This window comes from Achromobacter sp. 10T422, assembly GCF_056394065.1.
On the sequence record NZ_JBFTHD010000006.1, the window covers coordinates 516,336 to 533,188 of the forward strand.

Annotated in this window: 11 protein-coding genes; 3 read left to right on the forward strand and 8 right to left on the reverse strand. The window is 65.1% G+C overall.

All coding sequences use genetic code 11. The features are described from left to right. Positions 1 to 130 precede the first annotated feature (130 nt). Positions 131 to 1,897 (forward strand): alpha/beta hydrolase, encoded by a 1,767-nt coding sequence (locus tag AC1DB0_RS18885; protein WP_427948881.1) that lies wholly within the window; start codon positions 131 to 133, stop codon positions 1,895 to 1,897. Between the two features lie 39 nt (positions 1,898 to 1,936). On the opposite strand, the gene AC1DB0_RS18890 is transcribed toward AC1DB0_RS18885, so the two are convergent. Both AC1DB0_RS18890 and argH read right to left on the reverse strand, forming a co-directional pair. Next, positions 1,937 to 2,899, reverse strand: a complete 963-nt coding sequence (locus tag AC1DB0_RS18890) for a Bug family tripartite tricarboxylate transporter substrate binding protein (protein WP_054422847.1) — start codon at positions 2,897 to 2,899, stop codon at positions 1,937 to 1,939. A gap of 25 nt (positions 2,900 to 2,924) precedes the next feature. Next, positions 2,925 to 4,457 carry an argininosuccinate lyase gene (argH, locus tag AC1DB0_RS18895; RefSeq protein ID WP_346551342.1) on the reverse strand — a complete coding sequence of 511 codons (1,533 nt, stop codon included), beginning with the start codon at positions 4,455 to 4,457 and terminating at the stop codon, positions 2,925 to 2,927. Between the two features lie 130 nt (positions 4,458 to 4,587). Here argH and AC1DB0_RS18900 point away from each other — a divergent pair, with 130 nt between their 5' ends. Continuing rightward, entirely contained in the window at positions 4,588 to 5,478 is an 891-nt protein-coding gene (locus tag AC1DB0_RS18900; protein ID WP_054422851.1) for a LysR substrate-binding domain-containing protein, read from the forward strand. Between the two features lie 3 nt (positions 5,479 to 5,481). On the opposite strand, the gene AC1DB0_RS18905 is transcribed toward AC1DB0_RS18900, so the two are convergent. Both AC1DB0_RS18905 and AC1DB0_RS18910 read right to left on the reverse strand, forming a co-directional pair. Further along, positions 5,482 to 8,946, reverse strand: coding sequence for a hybrid sensor histidine kinase/response regulator (locus AC1DB0_RS18905; protein WP_476758468.1), 3,465 nt, complete (start codon positions 8,944 to 8,946; stop codon positions 5,482 to 5,484). Between the two features lie 68 nt (positions 8,947 to 9,014). After that, positions 9,015 to 11,765 (reverse strand): hybrid sensor histidine kinase/response regulator, encoded by a 2,751-nt coding sequence (locus AC1DB0_RS18910; protein WP_476758469.1) that lies wholly within the window; start codon positions 11,763 to 11,765, stop codon positions 9,015 to 9,017. Positions 11,766 to 12,009: 244 nt separating this feature from the next. Between AC1DB0_RS18910 and AC1DB0_RS18915 the strand changes: the two genes are divergently transcribed. Continuing rightward, positions 12,010 to 12,681: a response regulator gene (locus AC1DB0_RS18915; RefSeq protein ID WP_054422859.1), complete on the forward strand. Its 672-nt coding sequence runs from the start codon at positions 12,010 to 12,012 to the stop codon at positions 12,679 to 12,681. Between the two features lie 21 nt (positions 12,682 to 12,702). Here AC1DB0_RS18915 and AC1DB0_RS18920 read toward each other — a convergent pair whose 3' ends face one another. From AC1DB0_RS18920 to AC1DB0_RS18935, 4 genes are all read right to left on the reverse strand, one after another. After that, positions 12,703 to 13,110, reverse strand: a complete 408-nt coding sequence (locus AC1DB0_RS18920; RefSeq protein ID WP_181953187.1) for a DoxX family protein — start codon at positions 13,108 to 13,110, stop codon at positions 12,703 to 12,705. A gap of 30 nt (positions 13,111 to 13,140) precedes the next feature. Further along, the gene (locus tag AC1DB0_RS18925) at positions 13,141 to 14,418 is read right to left on the reverse strand and encodes an EAL domain-containing protein (RefSeq protein WP_175170180.1); all 1,278 of its coding nucleotides are present in this window, start codon (positions 14,416 to 14,418) and stop codon (positions 13,141 to 13,143) included. Positions 14,419 to 14,487: 69 nt separating this feature from the next. After that, positions 14,488 to 15,183 carry a response regulator gene (locus AC1DB0_RS18930; RefSeq protein ID WP_175170181.1) on the reverse strand — a complete coding sequence of 232 codons (696 nt, stop codon included), beginning with the start codon at positions 15,181 to 15,183 and terminating at the stop codon, positions 14,488 to 14,490. A 144-nt stretch (positions 15,184 to 15,327) separates the two neighbouring features. Continuing rightward, positions 15,328 to 16,839 (reverse strand): metal-dependent hydrolase family protein, encoded by a 1,512-nt coding sequence (locus tag AC1DB0_RS18935; protein WP_476758470.1) that lies wholly within the window; start codon positions 16,837 to 16,839, stop codon positions 15,328 to 15,330. Positions 16,840 to 16,853 lie beyond the last annotated feature (14 nt).

Here is a 16,853-nt window from a genome sequence, read left to right on the forward strand (position 1 = left end):
CCCGTCTCCTGTTATTGATGTCGTCCCGCAACGACCGCGCCACGGGACCCGTTTCGCACTTTATTCTTTTTGACGCAAGCAGGTGCAAGGGGGCAATCCGCCGTCCACCTGATGAAAATCCGGGGCGCCCATGCGAGAATCCCCCTCGGAACCCACGGATCAGGACGCCCCATTGACGCAGCATCCGCATCGCCTTCCCGCCTTTTTCCGGTCGCACCTGGAATCGCTATCCGGCGTCGGCCTGCTGCTGGGCACCTTGTTCTTCGCCGCGTCGCTCACGCCCACGCTCGTGCCGCGCACCTATCTCACGCAGGGCGTGCTGGCCGGCGCGTGTCTTGCCGCCGGCTATGGGCTGGGCGTGCTGTGGCACTGGCTATGGGCCTATCTGGAACTGCCCGAGCCCCGCGCCCGCGCGGCGCGCATCGTCAACGCCGTCATCACCGTGGTTTGCCTGTCGGTGCTGGCGCTGTTCCTTTGGCGCGCGGCCGATTGGCAAAACACCATACGCGCGCTGATGCAGATGGAGCCCGTGACCAGCGCCCATCCCTTCAAGGTCTGCGCGACAGCATTGATCACGTTTACCGCGCTGCTAGCGCTGGGCCGGCTGTTCAAATTGCTGGCGCGCTTTGTGGCCAGACATGTACGCCGCGTTGTGCCGCGGCGCGTCGCCAATGTGACGGGCGCGGCCATCGCCGTCCTGATCTTCTGGTCGCTGGCCAACAATGTGTTTTTCCGCGCGGCGCTGCATGTGCTGGACGCGTCGTTTCGCGAATACGACGCGCTGCTGGAGCCGGAACGCCCCCAGCCGTCGGACGGCGCCAAGACAGGCGGACCCGGTTCGTTGATTGCCTGGAATGAATTGGGGCGCGCCGGCCGGGAATTCATTGCGTCCGGCCCCAACGCCAGCGAGATTCGCGCGCAGACCGGCCGCGACGCGCAAGAACCCATCCGCGTGTACGTGGGCCTGCGCGGGGCCGATACGCCGCAGGCGCGGGCGGCTCTGGCGCTTGAAGAGATGAAACGCGTCGGCGCGTTCAAGCGGTCCACGCTGCTGGTCGTCACCCCCACCGGCACGGGCTGGATCGATCCGGCCGCCATGGATTCCGTGGAATATCTGCTGCATGGCGATGTCGCAAGCGTGGCCTTGCAGTACTCGTACCTCTCCAGCCCGCTGTCCTTGCTGGCCCAACCCGAATACGGATCTGAAGCCGCGCGTGCGCTGTTCAGTGCGGTGTACGGGTATTGGACCACTCTGCCCCACGACCAGCGGCCCAAGCTGTATCTGCATGGCTTGAGCCTGGGCGCAATGAATTCCGCGCGCTCGGCGGAGCTCTTTGAAATGATCGGCGACCCCATCCATGGCGCGCTCTGGAGCGGCCCGCCCTTTGAAAGCCGCATCTGGCGCGCGATTACCGACGCCCGCAACCCGGACTCCCCGGCCTGGCGGCCTGAACTGCGCGACGGCAGCTTCGTGCGCTTCATGAATCAACACGGGTCGCCCGTGCCTGCTGATGCGCCCTGGGGGCCGATGCGCATCGTATTCCTGCAATATGCCAGCGACGCCGTGACCTTCTTCGACTATCGCGACCTGTACCGCCGCCCCGCCTGGATGGACCCGCCTTATGGGCCGGATGTGTCGCCCGAGCTGCGCTGGGTGCCGGTCGTGACGATGTTGCAGCTGGCGCTGGATATGTCCGTCAGCACCGAGACGCCCATTGGTTATGGCCACGTCTACGCGCCGCAACACTATGTGGACGCGTGGCTGGCCGTGACGGGCGCGCCGGGTTGGACGCCCGGCGCGCTGGACAGCCTGAAGCAACATTTGGCCGAACGCATGCGCGCGGCGATGGGGGATGCAGACGGCAAGGAAGGCGCGTACGAGAATCGGGGCGGATGACAGGCAGCCAAGCATGCCCGCCCCCGCCCCCGGGGCAGTTCAGTTCGTTTGCACGTTCGCGCCGTCGATGATCTGTTTCCAGCGCACCGTTTCTTCATCAGACAACTTGGCCAGGTCTTGCCGGGTGCCGGCAAACGGCACGGCGCCCTGTTCGGCCAGGTGCGCAACCATCGACGGGTCTTTGGCCAGTGCAATCACCGTTTCCTGCAACTTGCGCACCACGTCGTCGGGCGTGCCGGCGGGCGCCATGACGCCGTACCACGACTCCACCACCGCATCCTTCACCCCCGCTTCCGCCAAGGTCGGCACATCTGGAATGGCGGCGCTGCGGTGTTCACTCGCCACCGCCAACACGCGGACCTTGCCGGGCTTGATGTAAGGCAACACGTTCGGCAGATTCGCGAACAGCACCTGCACCTGCCCCGACAGCAAGTCTGCCGTGGCCGGCCCCGCGCCGCGATACGGCACGTGCTCGAACTTCGCGCCCGAGCGGTACATGAACAATTCGCCCGTCAGATGATTGACGGACCCCATGCCGGCCGACGCCATGTTCAGCTTGCCGGGGTGCTGCTTGGCATACTCGACCAGCTCGGCCACGGTCTTTGCCGGCGTGTCGGCCGACACGGCCAGCACATTAGGCACGGTGGAAAACAACGCCACCGGCGCAAAGTCCTTGTTGGCGTCGTAAGGCAGGTTCTTAGTCAACAGCGGCTGAATGGATTGCTGCCCCATCGTCGCCAACAACAGCGTGTACCCGTCGGCCGGCGCTTTGGCGACGAAGTTCGCGCCGATGCTGCCGCCGCCGCCCGGCTTGTTTTCCACAATGACCGGCTGGCCCAGCGATTCCGACATCCGGTTGGCCAGCAAGCGCCCCATCAGGTTCACCGTCCCGCCCGGCGCGAAGGGCACAACGAGCGTTATCGGTTTGACGGGATACGTCTGGGCATGCGCGCCCAGGCTGATCCCCATGGCTGCGGCAAACGCCGCGACGGTCTTGAGCATTGATTTCCCCTTGATGATGGGCCAGTCAGGCTTCCTGAACGGAACGCTCCGCTGGCTTGGATGACACAAGCTTACCCACGCGCCGCTGCAGCAAGGCTTGCGCGTTGGCCACACGCTGAACCCCCGCGCCGATGATGCCGCGATACTGATCCAGCAAACCCTTTTGCTCGGCGATGTGCGCGCGCACCCGGCCCGGCGCCGGCCCGCCCAGCGATTCCCGCGCGGCCACATTTCGCACGGGGTCCAGGCACGCGGCGATATCGTCTTCGTGCAGCGCAACCGGGCGGCCCAGTTGTTCAGCCGCAGCGGTATTGATCATTGCAGGCGTGATGTGCTTGGCCGGGATGCCGGCCTCCAGAGCCTGCCGCACCACGGCGCCGATGATGTGATGCGCATCGCGAAACGACGCGTCGGCCTTGCGCACCAGCAGGTCGGCCAGGTCCGTCACCGTAGAAAAATCGTCAGCCGCACGGGCCGCCATGCGCGTGCGGTTCGGCTCCACCTTTTCCACCAGCAACTGAATCAGCGCCAGGGCTTTCAAGGATTCGTCGCAGGCCTCCCAGCACGTGCGCGTGCTCTCCCGGCTGCTGTCGCCCGAGTGCGTGAAGTGCGTGGACTTCACCGTCGAGAACGCCGCGGTGGTCAAACCAATCACATGGCCCGTCTTGCCGCGCAGGTACTCCAGCACCGCCGGGTTTTTCTTCTGCGGCATGATGCTGGAGGTGCTGGCGATGCTGTCGGGAAAGCTCAGGTACCCGAACTCGGGCGTGGACCAGATATAAAAGTCCTGCACCATACGGCTGCTGGTGATCATCATGATCGACAGCGCGGCGCTTAGTTCCAATGCGAAATCGCGTGACGCCACGCCGTCCAGCGCATTGGCCAAGGGCTGCGTAAAGCCCAGCATCGCGCTGGTCGCGTCGCGGTTGACCGGGAACGACGTGCCCGCCAGCGCACACGCGCCCAACGGCGAGGCATCTGCGGTGTCCAAAGCGTGCAGCAAGCGCGCGACATCCCGTGACCAGGCATCGACAAGCGCCGACAGGTAGTAGCCATACGTGATCGGCTGCGCCGCCTGCATATGGGTGTAGCCGGGCATCACGCAGTCGGCATATTGCTCGGCCCGCGCCAATGCCGCATCGGCCACGCCGATCAGCGCCGTCGCGATCCGCGTCGCAAAATCCCGCGCACGGATGCGGTCGATGGTGGCGCCGATATCGTTGCGGCTGCGCGCCGTGTGCAACCGTCCGCCCAGCGCTTGCCCCACCAGCTTGATCAGGTGCGCTTCGTAGTTGAAGTAGGCTTCTTCGCGCGCCGGGTCCAGCTCGATGCCGTCCGGCCCATCCGCCTGCATCTTGAGCAGGGCGCGGGCCAGCTCAACCGACGCGTCGTGATCCAGAATGCCTTGCTCGTGCAGCATCACCAGATGCGCAAGATTGATCTGGTTCAGCATCTCGAAATTGGCGAAGAACTCGCGATTCAAGCGCGGAAGAAAAATGTACTGAAGCACTTCCGGGGCGAGCGGTTGCTTCAAGCGGCTGCTGACTTTGGATTCCATTTTCGCGTCGGTCTGAGCATGTAAAACCGTAGTCTCCGCCCGCGCCAATTCATGCGTCAAATCAGATTTTTATAGCTTCGAATACAGAATTGATATGATTTGATCTCAGCATATTTGCAAGCATCCGCCCATGAATTTCAAGCAGATTGAAGCGTTCCGCGCCGTCATGATGACGCGGTCCATGACCACGGCGGCCGGGCTGATGCATACGTCACAGCCGAACATCAGCCGCTGGATCGCGCTGCTTGAGGCGACGCTGGGCTTTGTGCTGTTCAAACGCGTCGGCACGCGGCTGATCCCCACGCCCGAAGCCGATGCGTTCTACACCGACGTGGAACGCGCCTTCATCGGCCTGGAATCGCTGAATGACAGCGCCAACTCGATCCGCCGGCGTGGCACCGGCCTGCTGCGGGTGGGAGCGGTCGGGTCCATCACGCAATGCGTCCTTCCCGACGCCATCCGCTTGTTTCGCGACACGTTCCCCGACGTCTCCGTCGTGGTCAACACAGGCGGCTCCGACGTCGTCGCCAAATGGATGGCCACGGGGTTTTGCGACATCGGATTCTGTTCCATCCAGACCGACGTGCCAGGCTTGCAATACGACCGGATCAATACCGCGTACGGCGTGGGTATTGTGACGCGCACGCACCGGCTGGCGCGCAAGAAGCGGTTGAGCCCCGCCGACTTCACTGGCGAGAACTTCATCTGCTTGCCCTCCGGCAGCTTCAACCGCGCCGCCATTGACCGGCATTTTTCCGACGACGCCAGAATCCTATCCATCGAAACGCCCTACGCCACCACCATCTGCACCATGGTGGGCAAGGGCCTGGGGGTGTCGATCGTGAATCCCGTGGTGTCACGCGCGTTGAGCCTGCCTGACTTACGCGAGATTCCGTTTTCCGAAAAAATCGAATTTCATAGCTACGCGGTCAGCTCAGACCATTTCCCTGTCAGCAGCCCTGCCCAGCAAATGGAAGCGTGCGTGCGGGACGTGTTCAAAGCACTGAGCGCCAGCGCATGACGCTCACCCAGCACGGCTGCCGCCGCGGTCGTGCAGGCCTGCGCGCAAAGTCTTGGCCAGCTCGGCGACGCTTGCCGCATTGACGCTGCCATCAGGGGTTTCCAACCGAGCGATGATCTGGTCGGCCACGTTGATCAAATGCAGCGGCTCTTGCAACACCACCGCCAGCAGCGCATCGCCCAACGCATGGATTTCGGCTTCGCACGCGCGCACGCCCTGCGCGGAAATCGACTGCGCGAGCGCCGCGCCACGTGCTGCGATGTCGTTCAAGCCGAACACCGCGCACGCGCCGCCCAGAGAGTGCAGTTCCGCCAGCAATCGGGGGCCATCTTCCGCGCGCAGCCCGTCCTGCAAGGCCTGCACCGCATCGCGGCAAGACTGCACGAACACCTGCCAGGTGGCGTCCGCCACGGGGCGGCCGCCCAACAGGCCACTGCCGGCCAACGCGTCGCGGCGCAATGGCGGCAGACCCGCGACCTCTGACAACGCCAAGCCCAGGTCGGCCAGCGACAGCGGCTTGCCCAGCACCCGCGCCATGCCGGCGCGCTCGCCCGCTTCGCGCTCTTGCGGCGTCACATTGGCGGTAGCGGCCATCACCGGCATCGCGGGCCAGCGCTGACGCACCTGCCGCGCCAGCGCAAAGCCGTCTTGCCCCGGCATGGCCAAGTCTGTCAGCAACACATCGAACGTGTCCTGCTCCAGGCACGCCAAGGCCTGCTCGGCATCGGGCACGGCGGTAGCGTCGCAGCCCAACAGGGCCAGCTGCTCTTCAAACAGCTTGCGGTTCACGACGTTGTCTTCGGCCACCAGCACACGCAGACGTTTGCCCAGCACCATGCCGTCCACCGCCTGCGCCGCCAAGGCGCGGCCTTGCAAGGCATATTGCAAACCGCTCGCCAGCCCGTGCAGGCCGTACACCGACGCGCTGATCACGCGTCCGGAGGCCACCGGCTGGGCCGGCCCGTCTTCGCTGCAATCGACGACCCATGACGCGTCCTCCACCAAGCGATTCTCGTCGCTGGGATGCCAGGTCTTGCGATCGCCCCAGAACACGAGCGCGCTGGCGTCTTCGACTGATTCTTGCGCAATCAAGGCCGGATGCGCGTAGCTCGTCACGCCCACGCCCCACGCTTGCAAGATGCTGCCCAGCCGCGTGCGCTCGGCTTGTATTGCCGCCACTAGCAGCACGGGTTCACCATCGAAGCGCGGACGCTCGCTGGCCGTGGATGCGTCAGCGTGCAGCGGCAAGCGCAACGTGAAACGGCTGCCCACGCCGGGTTGGCTTTGCACCGTCAGTGTGCCGCCCATGGCCTGGGCCAGCCGCTGGCACAACGCCAGGCCCAAACCGGTGCCCCCGAAGCGCCGGGTGATCGTCGCATCCGCCTGTGTGAAATCCTGGAACAGGGCCGGCAATTGATCCGCGCTGATGCCGATACCCGTATCCTCGACCTCGATCAGCACCTGTGACGCCGCCTCATCGCGCGACAAGCGCAGCGTCACCTGCCCCGTCTCGGTGAACTTGATCGCGTTGGACAACAGGTTGTTCATCACCTGCCCCAGCCGCGCGGGGTCTCCTCGCAGGGGCCAGGTCAGGGTATCGCCCAGCTCACCCGCCAGCGCCAGCTTCTTGGCGCGCGCCACGGGGGCAAACATCATCAAGGTCTGCGAAGCCAGCTCCAGCACATCGAACTCCTGGTCTTCCAGCTGAAGTTCACCGGCCTCGATCTTGGAAAAGTCCAGCACGTCGCTAACCACCGCCAACAGGCCATCAGACGCATTGCGGATGGTGTTCAAGCGGTCGCGCTGCAATTCGTCCAGGGGCGAGTAGGCCAGCAATTCCAGGTTGCCGAGCACCGCGTTGAGCGGCGTGCGGATCTCGTGGCTCATGGCGGCCAGGAAGGCGGACTTGGCGGCATTGGCGGAGTCCGCCGCCTGCCGGGCGTTGCGCAGCTCTTGTTCCAGTTGCTTGTCGGCCGTCACGTCGGTAAACGCCGTCACCAGCACGTCTTCGTCCTGATAGCGCGCACGGACCATGCTCACCGACAAATCCAGCCGCTGCCCGTCGCGCGTGGAAAACGTCAGGTCATCTTCGAAAACCGCCGCGCCGCCCGATTGCGGCGGGGCCAGTTTTTCCTGCTGCAGAAAGTGCCGCGACAAGGCGTAGGAAAGGCCCGGTCCGTCCACCACCACACGGCTGTTCGTGGCAATCATCGACGGGCTGCGCAGCAGCGGCTGCCCCGTGTGCGCCGTGATCAGGCCCAGCCCGACGGGCGCGGTTTCCACCAGCGTCCGGCTCAATTGCTCGCTATCGAACACGCGTTGCGACTGCCGCACTGCCGGCACAAACACGCGCCACTTCACCAACAGCAGCAGCGCCCACGTCAGCGCGATGATGACGGCCGACGTCAGCGCAGCCAGGATAATCTGCGTGCGCACCCCCGTCACAATGTCGCGCCATGACTGCGCGTGCACCAGCGTCCACCCGGTCGGCAACAAGGGCCAGCCGGATAACACGTGCCCTTCCAGAAACACGTTGCGCGACGGCTTGTCCAGCCCCGCGGCCTGCGCCTGGCGCGCCAAGGGCAGCAACGCGGCGGACGCCGCATCCGGGCACGCGACGACCAAGGAGCCGTCCGGCGCCAGCACCAGGCACGCGCCTGCAAAACTGGTCTCGGGCAAGTGTTCGGCCAGCGCGCTCAGCGGCATTTCGTACACCAGGGTGCCAAACGGCGTACCGTCCGCACTGCGCAATTCCGTCGCGATGCGCACGGCTTGCTTGCCGGTCAGCGGACTCTCGTAGGGCGTCAGCCAACGGAACCGGGGGGTGCCGGTGGCGGGGTCGCGCCAACCGCCTTCGGGCGGTGCAATGCCTGCGCCGTCAGCAGACGTCAGCGCCGCAAAGAGGGCGGGCCGCTCGGCCGCTACCTTGTCCTGCCACGCGCTGCCGCCCCACGGCAGGACGGACAGGACCAGCGTTTGACGATCGGGGCTGAACAAGTAGACGGTCAGATCGCCCGCGTTACGCGCGGCGATTCTTGCGGTGGTTGCGGCCATTCTGCGCGCCAGCCGCACGTAGCGCCACGCATCAGTGGCGCTGGCGGATGCATCGCTGCGCAACACCAGCAACGGCGGCCCATCCGCATCCGGCTGCACGCGCAGCAGCCCATCGGGTCCGAAGGGCGCCTCGCGATCCTGCTTGTCGGCGTCCGCGGTGCTCCAGGCCTCCTCCATGTTTTGGACGTTGTTGCGCAACGTGCCGACGGCGCGCGTCGTGAAATCCATGGATCGGCGCATGTCGATCGACACTTCTTCCTTCATGCGCGCCAGATAGGCATTGACCGAGGCCGCCACATCCATCAGGCCGGCCACGAGCACCACTATCGTGATGACCGCCCCGCCCCCCATGACCAGCAAGTGCTGATAGCGGCGCAAACGGGCCAAAACACTGCTTTGCTCGGGAGTCGTCATGAGTCGGGGATGCCGGGAGGGCGCTGACGCCATGATGGGCGTAGCGCCGATTATGACGTGACACCCCCCTATGGGGAAGAGGCGCGCGCCAGCCCGGCCGCAAGCGCGTCCAGCAGTCCCTCTGCCCTATCCAGCCCACGGCCCGTCTTCAGACAGGTTTCGGCATCCGCCGTCAGCCGGCTCAACCCGGGTTCGCCGAAGACATCCAGCATGCCGCGCAGCTTGTGCAGCTCCGCCAACAGTTGCGGGATATTCCCCGCCTGCCTGCCCTGGCCGATTTCCGCTAGCGCCGATTCACAGGCCAGCCGGAACGTGCGCTTCAAGTCCTCACTCATGGCGCGGCCGCCCAGGAAGCTGCGCGGCTTGTCCACCTCCAGACGCCACGTCCGCACGCCGGTGACGTCGGACAGCGCTTGCGCCAGCTCGCCCAGCGGCAAGGGCTTGCCCAGCACCAGCGCCACGCCCGCCTGCTGGCAACGCACCCGCTCAAGCGGCGTCATGTGGGCACTGGCCGCCACGACCGGCATGGCCGGCCAGCGCGCACGCGCGGCCTGGGCCAACGCATAGCCGTCCATCTCTGGCATGGCCAGATCGGTCAGCAACACATCAAACGGCGCCTGTTCCAGGCATGCCAGCGCCTGCACGCCATTTTCGACTGCCGTCGGCTCGCAGCCCAACACGCGCAGCTGCTCCTCGAACAAGCGCTGGTTCACCGGATTGTCCTCGGCGACCAGCACGTTCAGCCGCCGCGCAAGCACCGGCCGCCGCACATCCGGCGCGCTGAGCGGCGTGCCGTGCAAGGCATGGCCCAAGCTGCTTGCCAGCCCCGTCAAGCCGACCATCGACACGCTCAGCACGCGGCCCATCGCCACGGGGTCCGTCGGCCCGTCTTCACCGCAATCAATCACCCACGGCGCTTCCTCGACCAGCCGATTCTCGTCGTCGACCTGCCATGCATGCCGCTCGCCCCACAGCACCACCGCCGCGAATTCGCCCAAGCCATCCGGTGTCAGCGCCGCCGGATGCGCATAGGTCTCGACGCGCAGGCCCCATGCCTGAAGGCTGCGGCCGACAAAAGCTCGCGCCGATGCGCACGCGGTCAGCAGCGCAATGCGCTCGCCCGCAAAGCGCGGCGTCTGCCGGGCCTGTTCGCAGTCGCCCAACGGCAAGCGCAACGTAAACCGGCTGCCTCGCCCCGCTTCGCTTTGCACCGACAAGGCGCCGCCCATGGCCTGCGCCAACCTGGAACACAGCGCCAGGCCCAGGCCGGTGCCGCCGAAGCGGCGGTTGATCGTCGGATCGGCCTGGCTGAACGCGCGGAACAATCGGGACAACTGCTCGGCCGACATGCCGATGCCCGTATCCTCCACGGTCATGACGAGCGACGCCTGCGCCTCGTCGATGGTCAAGGACAGCGCCACGCCCCCCTGCTCCGTGAACTTGACCGCATTGGACAGCAGGTTGTTGATGATCTGCCCCAGCCGCGTCGGGTCTCCCCGCATGGGCAAAGTCACGGTGTCGCCCAGTTGGCCCGTCAAGATCAGCCCCTTGCCGCGCGCGGTGGGCGTGAACATCCGCAACGCCTGCGCGGCCACTTCCAGCACGTCGAATTCAATCGACTCCAGCCGCAGCTCCCCCGCCTCGATCTTCGAGAAATCCAGCACATCGCTGACGATGGCCAACAAGCCGTCAGACGCCGACCGTATCGTGCGCAGCCGGTCGCGCTGCGGGGCATCCAGCGCCGAATGCGACAGCAGTTCCAGATTGCCCAGAATGGCGTTCAGCGGGGTGCGGATTTCATGGCTCATCGCCGCCAGAAAAGCGGACTTCGCCGCATTGGCCCGATCCGACGCCTGCCGCGCCTTGCGCAGCTGCTGCTCAACCCGGCTTTTCGCCGTGACGTCCGTGAACGCCGTGACCAGCACGTTCTTTCCCTGATAACGCGCCCGCACCATGCTGACCGACAAGTCCAGGCCGATACGGTCCTGCGTCTGGAATTGAAGGTCTTCGTTGAACGTTCCTTGCCGCCAGCTCACGTCACCGCGCGCCACATGCGCCTGGTGCAATTGAATGCACGCATCGGGCAGCGCGTCCTCGCCCGGCGCGATACGCGCGGCGATCTCCGCCATGGCCGGGCTGCACAGCAGCGCCTTGCCGGTATCCAACGAGATCAGCCCCAGCCCGACCGGCGCGGTATCGATCAGCGTGCGGCTGAGTTTTTCCCCTTCGTACACGCGCCGGGACCATTCCAGCAGCGGACGAAACACTCGCAGCTTCAACGAAATCAATAGCAGCCACATCATGCCCAGCGTCGGCAAGGTCAGCATCACATCCACGAATACATCTTCGCTGGCGGCGGCTGCAATGCTGCTGCCGGCATAGGCGAACACCAGCACGTGCTTGTCGTCCAGCCCTTGCGACAAGATAAACAGCCCTTCGTCATGCCAGTCCTGCTGGTGCTCGATACCGACGGCAGCCACACGCCGCAGCGTTTCACGCGTGGGCGCCTGCCCGCCATCGCAGCAGTCGCCGACCCATTCGGTGACCTCGCCGTTTTCATCGACGATCATCGCAATGCCCTGCATGCCCGTGATCCTGGCCGGGTCGATCAGCGCCCGGTGCCCATGCTCCATCACCATGGCGTGGCCCAGCGCGAACGCGCGGCGTTGCGCCTCAACATGCGCATTGATGCCCGTGCGTACGCCCATGCCAAGAATCATCAATGCAATCAACGTGCTTGCCAGGCCTCCACCGAACAGCAAACGTCGCTGATACCGGCGAAGGTTCATCAAGGTTTTAAGGTTGCTGTCGGAGGACACGCTTGCGCCACAGGCCCTGTCGGGTCCCGTCCTATGTAAAGTCAAAGATTATGTGATGCCGCGTCCCAATAACGCGGCGTTGCGGGCAAGTTCCGTACGGGTCCGACACGGCTTGGCGCCAGATTCGTACCGGAACGACAGGCCGAAATAGCCTGCAAAAAATCCAGCCGATTCCGGCGGATTACGCTACATTTCTTGGGTTATCCCCAGCTCATTCGGCCCTTGCCAGGCCACACGCCGCGCCATGAAAATTCATGTCTTGCTCGCCGATGACCATCCCGCCCTGCTTGCGGGCATCAAGCACGAACTGGATTGCATACCGTCCATCGCCATTCAGGGTGTGGCGCGCGACTCCGGCCAACTGGTCGAATTGCTCAACAGCGCGACCTGCGATGTGCTGGTGACCGACTACGCCATGCCAGGCGGCGCGTACGGCGACGGCATCATGTTCATCTCGTACCTGCGGCGCCATTTTCCCGATGTGAAAATCGTGGTCTTCACGACGCTGGACAACCCGGCCATCGTGCAAGAGCTATCCAAGCTGGGCGTGCAGTCGGTACTGAGCAAGGCGCATGAGACGAGCCAGCTCGTCTCCGCCATTCATGCGGTCTACGCGGGCGCGCGCTACTTTCCTTCCGAGGGCATCGGCGCGTCGGCCGCGCCGACCAAACCGCGCACCGCCGGCCCCGACCTGACCAAGCGCGAACTCGAAGTCGTCCGCCTGTACGTGACGGGCATGTCGGTCAACGAAATCGCCTCGCACCTGAGCCGATCCAAGCAGACCATCAGTTCTCAGAAAGCCAGCGCCATGCGCAAGCTGGGAATTGAACGCGAAGCTGACCTGTTCCGCTTCGCCTTTGAAACCGGCATCACCGTGACATCGGATGCGGGCGACAGCGAGCCGCAGCAGGCTTGATACGCCATACCGCCGCGCGGCTCATGGCCGTCTTCCCGCCTTGCGCAACGCGTCAAAGGACAGATGTCCCGGCCCGCACGCAAGCAGCATGAGCAGGGCCGCCGACGAATACAGCCGGAACAGCAAGGGAGCAGGCCGCGTCAGATCCCACAGCAAGGGTTCAAAGAACAACGACGCGGCATTGATCATCAGCAAGCCCGCGCACGCGCTGCTCATGAATGCGCCCAGAATCAACAGCACTGCACAGACAATGTCGGCCGCCACAAACAGGCCAGCCGACCACACCGGCGTAATCAGCGGCAAGGGAAAATCGTGCGTGAATAACGCCACGGCCGCCTGCCAGTCAGCGGCTATGGCCACCCCCCGCTCCATGAACTGGGCGGCGACATAGGTGCGCAGACAAAACACGCACAGCGAGAGTATTCCCATAGGCCACGCCGCGACGACGCCTGGCATCCCTCACGCCACCGCCTGTTTGCGCCTCGCCGGCAGGCGCATGCATGAAGACGCCGGCAGAACGTGTTCAATGAAAGCGTCCACCTCCATCGGCCGCCCCAGCCCATACCCCTGACCGATGCGGCAGCCCAGCGCGTGCAGCTGGCGCGCCTGCTCCTGCGTTTCGATACCTTCGGCAACCACCGCCAGTCCCAGCGCGCGTCCGAGCCACAACGCGGCGCTCACGACGGCATGCGAGGCCTGGCCGGACTCCAACCGTTGCACAAACGACTGGTCAATCTTGAGTTCACTGAACGGCAGGCGCGTCAGGCGTTCCAGCGTGGAAGCGCCCGTGCCGAAGTCATCCATGCTGACGCCGAAGCCGCACGCGCGCAGCCGCCGCAGTCCGGCCTCCAGGGCCGTCTTGTCCTGGATGGTTTCATCTTCGGTGATCTCGACGGTGATCAGTTCCGGCGAAATTCCCCGGCGCAAGGTGCGTGTTTCCAGACTGAGCGCAACGCCCGGCGCCGACAACGTCGACACCGAAGCATTCACGGATATGCGCTGCGACACGCCCTGGCCCGCCAATTGCGCCTGCACGTCCAGCACGCGTTCCGTCACGAAGTGGAACAGCATCGGGTCCATCGACAGCCGGCTGATCGCCCGCACGAACTCCGCTGGCGGCACATCGCCTGCCTGCGGATGACGCCACCGGGTCAGCGCCTCGGCGCCAAGAACTCTTCCTGTGGCCAGGTCGACTTGCGGCTGCAACACCACGCGGATGCCGTCCTTGGCGCCCAGCGCCAAAATCACATCTTCATCGGTAAAGCGCGGCGCGGGCGCGTCGGGCTTGACCGGCTCTTGCCACTGCGAAAAACGGGCAAGCGCGGCCGGAATGAACGCCGCGCTACGCACGATGTGGATCACGGCGCCCGCCGCGCGCAGTCCGCTGGCATACGCGTCCAGCACACATCGCGGCAGATCGCTGATCCACAGCACGGCGGGCATGCGCGGCAGGCGGCCAGCCTGGACTTCGCCTTGCAGGCGCCCCGGCACCAGCAGCCCTTCACAAGCGACGCCGGTGACTTCACATACGACCAGATCCGCCGCCTGTTCGCGCAGCGCGATGGCCAGAGCATCCAGGCCGCAGGCGCTGCGCAACGTGTGCAATATGCCGCCGTCGAGCAACGCATTCAACGCCGTGGCGCTGCGCGGGGCGCAACCCATTTTGATGGCGGCCAATCCGCGGGCGCTGCCCGGCCGTTGAGGGGAGATGTGATGAACCATATTGACGACTCGCATAGTGGACTCAGTATGGTCTGACGCCCCTGCACGAACAATCTGACTAGTACCAAAACGGCTCCGCGCGCGCTACTCGTGCTCGGCCAGCATCGCGTCCATCGTGTCGTGCTCGCTCGGTGTACCGCCTTCGGTCAACAGCCCGGTTTCGTAGGCAAAGCGAAACAGCTCGACATCGCGCTCAATGCCCAGCTTGCGCATGGCGCTGGTCTTCTGCGAACTGATGGTTTGCTTGCTGCGATTGAACTGGCTGGCGATCTCGTTGATGGAGACGCCCGACACATACAGGCGCACCACTTCGGTCTCGCGCCGCGTGAGCTTTTGCGCGGGGTCGATCTGCGCCACGCGGCCAACAGCGGAGGATGACCGGAACTTCGGCGAAAAGTAAGTGGCGCCGGCATACACCGCATGGATGGCCGAGATCAGATGCCCGATCACATCCACCTTGCTCAACACCGCATGCGCGCCGATCTTCACCATCTCGGCCACCATGGCGCGGTTGTCGATCGTCGTGAACACAATGATCTTCAGGTCGGGATAACGGCGGCGCAGAAACGACAGCATGGTCATGCCATCGCCGAACTCGCCGCCGGGCATCACGTAGTCGGTCACGAGCACGTCGCAGTGCGATTTCGCCAGCAACTCGAACGTTTCCGTCGAATTGCTGGCCGTGCCCACGATGGAGATGGTGTGAAAGTCCGCCAGTTCGTGCTTGACGCCGGTGATCAGGGCGGGATGATCATCGGCAATGATGAGAGATATCTGCATGGCGCATCCAGCCTCCTGGGCTTTGTCAGGTCCAAATGCAGCCAATGTAGTATCCGTGCCCCGCAATTCATCTCGTACTTGTCCCGCTACGGCACCCGGACAGATCGGATTAGTACGAAAGTGAAAAGGGGGCAGCGGCGGCGCTTACCCCTGCGCGGGTTTGCAGACCTTGCCGTCTTTCATGATCACGCTCAGGCTTTGCTCGGGTTGCGCGATCAGTTGCAGGTTTTCAAGCGGGTTGCCATCCACCAGCAGCAGGTCGGCCATGGCGCCGGCTTGCACCACGCCCAGCTTGCCGGGATACGGATTGCGCGGGCCGGCCATGGCGCACAGTTCACCATTCACGCTGGTTGCCATGCGCAGCACCTCGGCCGCGCCGTACCAGCGGCTCATCTTCGCCAGCTGCGCGCCTTGGCGCGTGGCGAGCCGCGCGTCGAACAGCGTGTCCGTGCCCCACGCGGTCTTGATGCCCAGGCGGTGCGCCATCTCGTAGGCGCGGTCGGTGCCGGCGACCATGGCCAGCTGCTTCTGGCGCGACGACGGTGACTGCGTGGGCACGGCGTCTTCGTCATCCAGAAAGGGCTGCAAGCTCCACCAGACCCCCATGTCCGCAATACGGCGCGCGGTGTCTTCGTCAATCAACTGGCCGTGCTCGATACAACGCACGCCCGCATCCAGCACCATGCCGACCGCGCGCGAAGTGTAGGCGTGCACGGTCACGTAGGTCCCCCAGTTTTCCGCCGCGGTCACGGCCGCCTTCAGTTCTTCCAGCGAGCCCTCGGTCACGTCCAGGCCATCGTAGGAAGACATCACGCCGCCGCCCGCCATGTACTTCAGCTGCGACGCGCCGCGCATCAACTGTTCGCGCGCGCGCAGCAGCACCTGATCCGCCCCGTCGCAGATCGCGGTGACGCCCACTTTTTCCACATAGCTCAGCCCGCCCTCCGGCGAGCGCGGCAGATCGGACAACAGCCGGAAATCACCGTGGCCGGAGGTCTGGCTCAGGAAGGCGCCCGACGGGTAAATGCGCGGCCCCGGCGTCAGGCCTTCGTCGATGGCGCGCTTCAGGCCAAAGGCCGGACCGCCCATGTCGCGCACCGTGGTGAAGCCGCGCATCAACGTGGCGCCCGCCTCCACCACGGCCATCGTATGCACGTAGTTGAAGTCGGCGGTCATGGCCATCAGGATGCTGGGGCGCGCCAAAATCGAATGCCAGTGCGCGTCGATCAGGCCGGGCATCAGCACACCACCCTTGCCGTCGATCACCTGGCAGCCTTCCGGCAGCGGCAGGGATTGCGGCTCCACCGCCTTGATCTGGCGCCCTTCCACTACCACGCGCATGCCGGTCAGGAGTGCGTCCGAGACGCCATCGAAGATGCGCACGTTCACAAAGGCGATGGGCGGATGGGCGGCGGGATGCGGTGCGGCGGTGCTGTGAGGGGCGGTGGCGGCTGTCGATGCTGCGGCAGCCGATGCTGCGGCAGCCGGTGCTGCGGCAGCCGGTGCTGCGGCCACCGACGCCGCGGCGCCGCCAAGATTCGCCGCTGCCGCTTCATGCACGGCGTACAACGCGTTGATGCGGGCGGCGGCCGGGTTGTGGCAGCCGCAGTTGACGGCGCTTAGCCGGTTGATGGACGTGGCATCCACATCGAACATGAAGGTGACTCCCG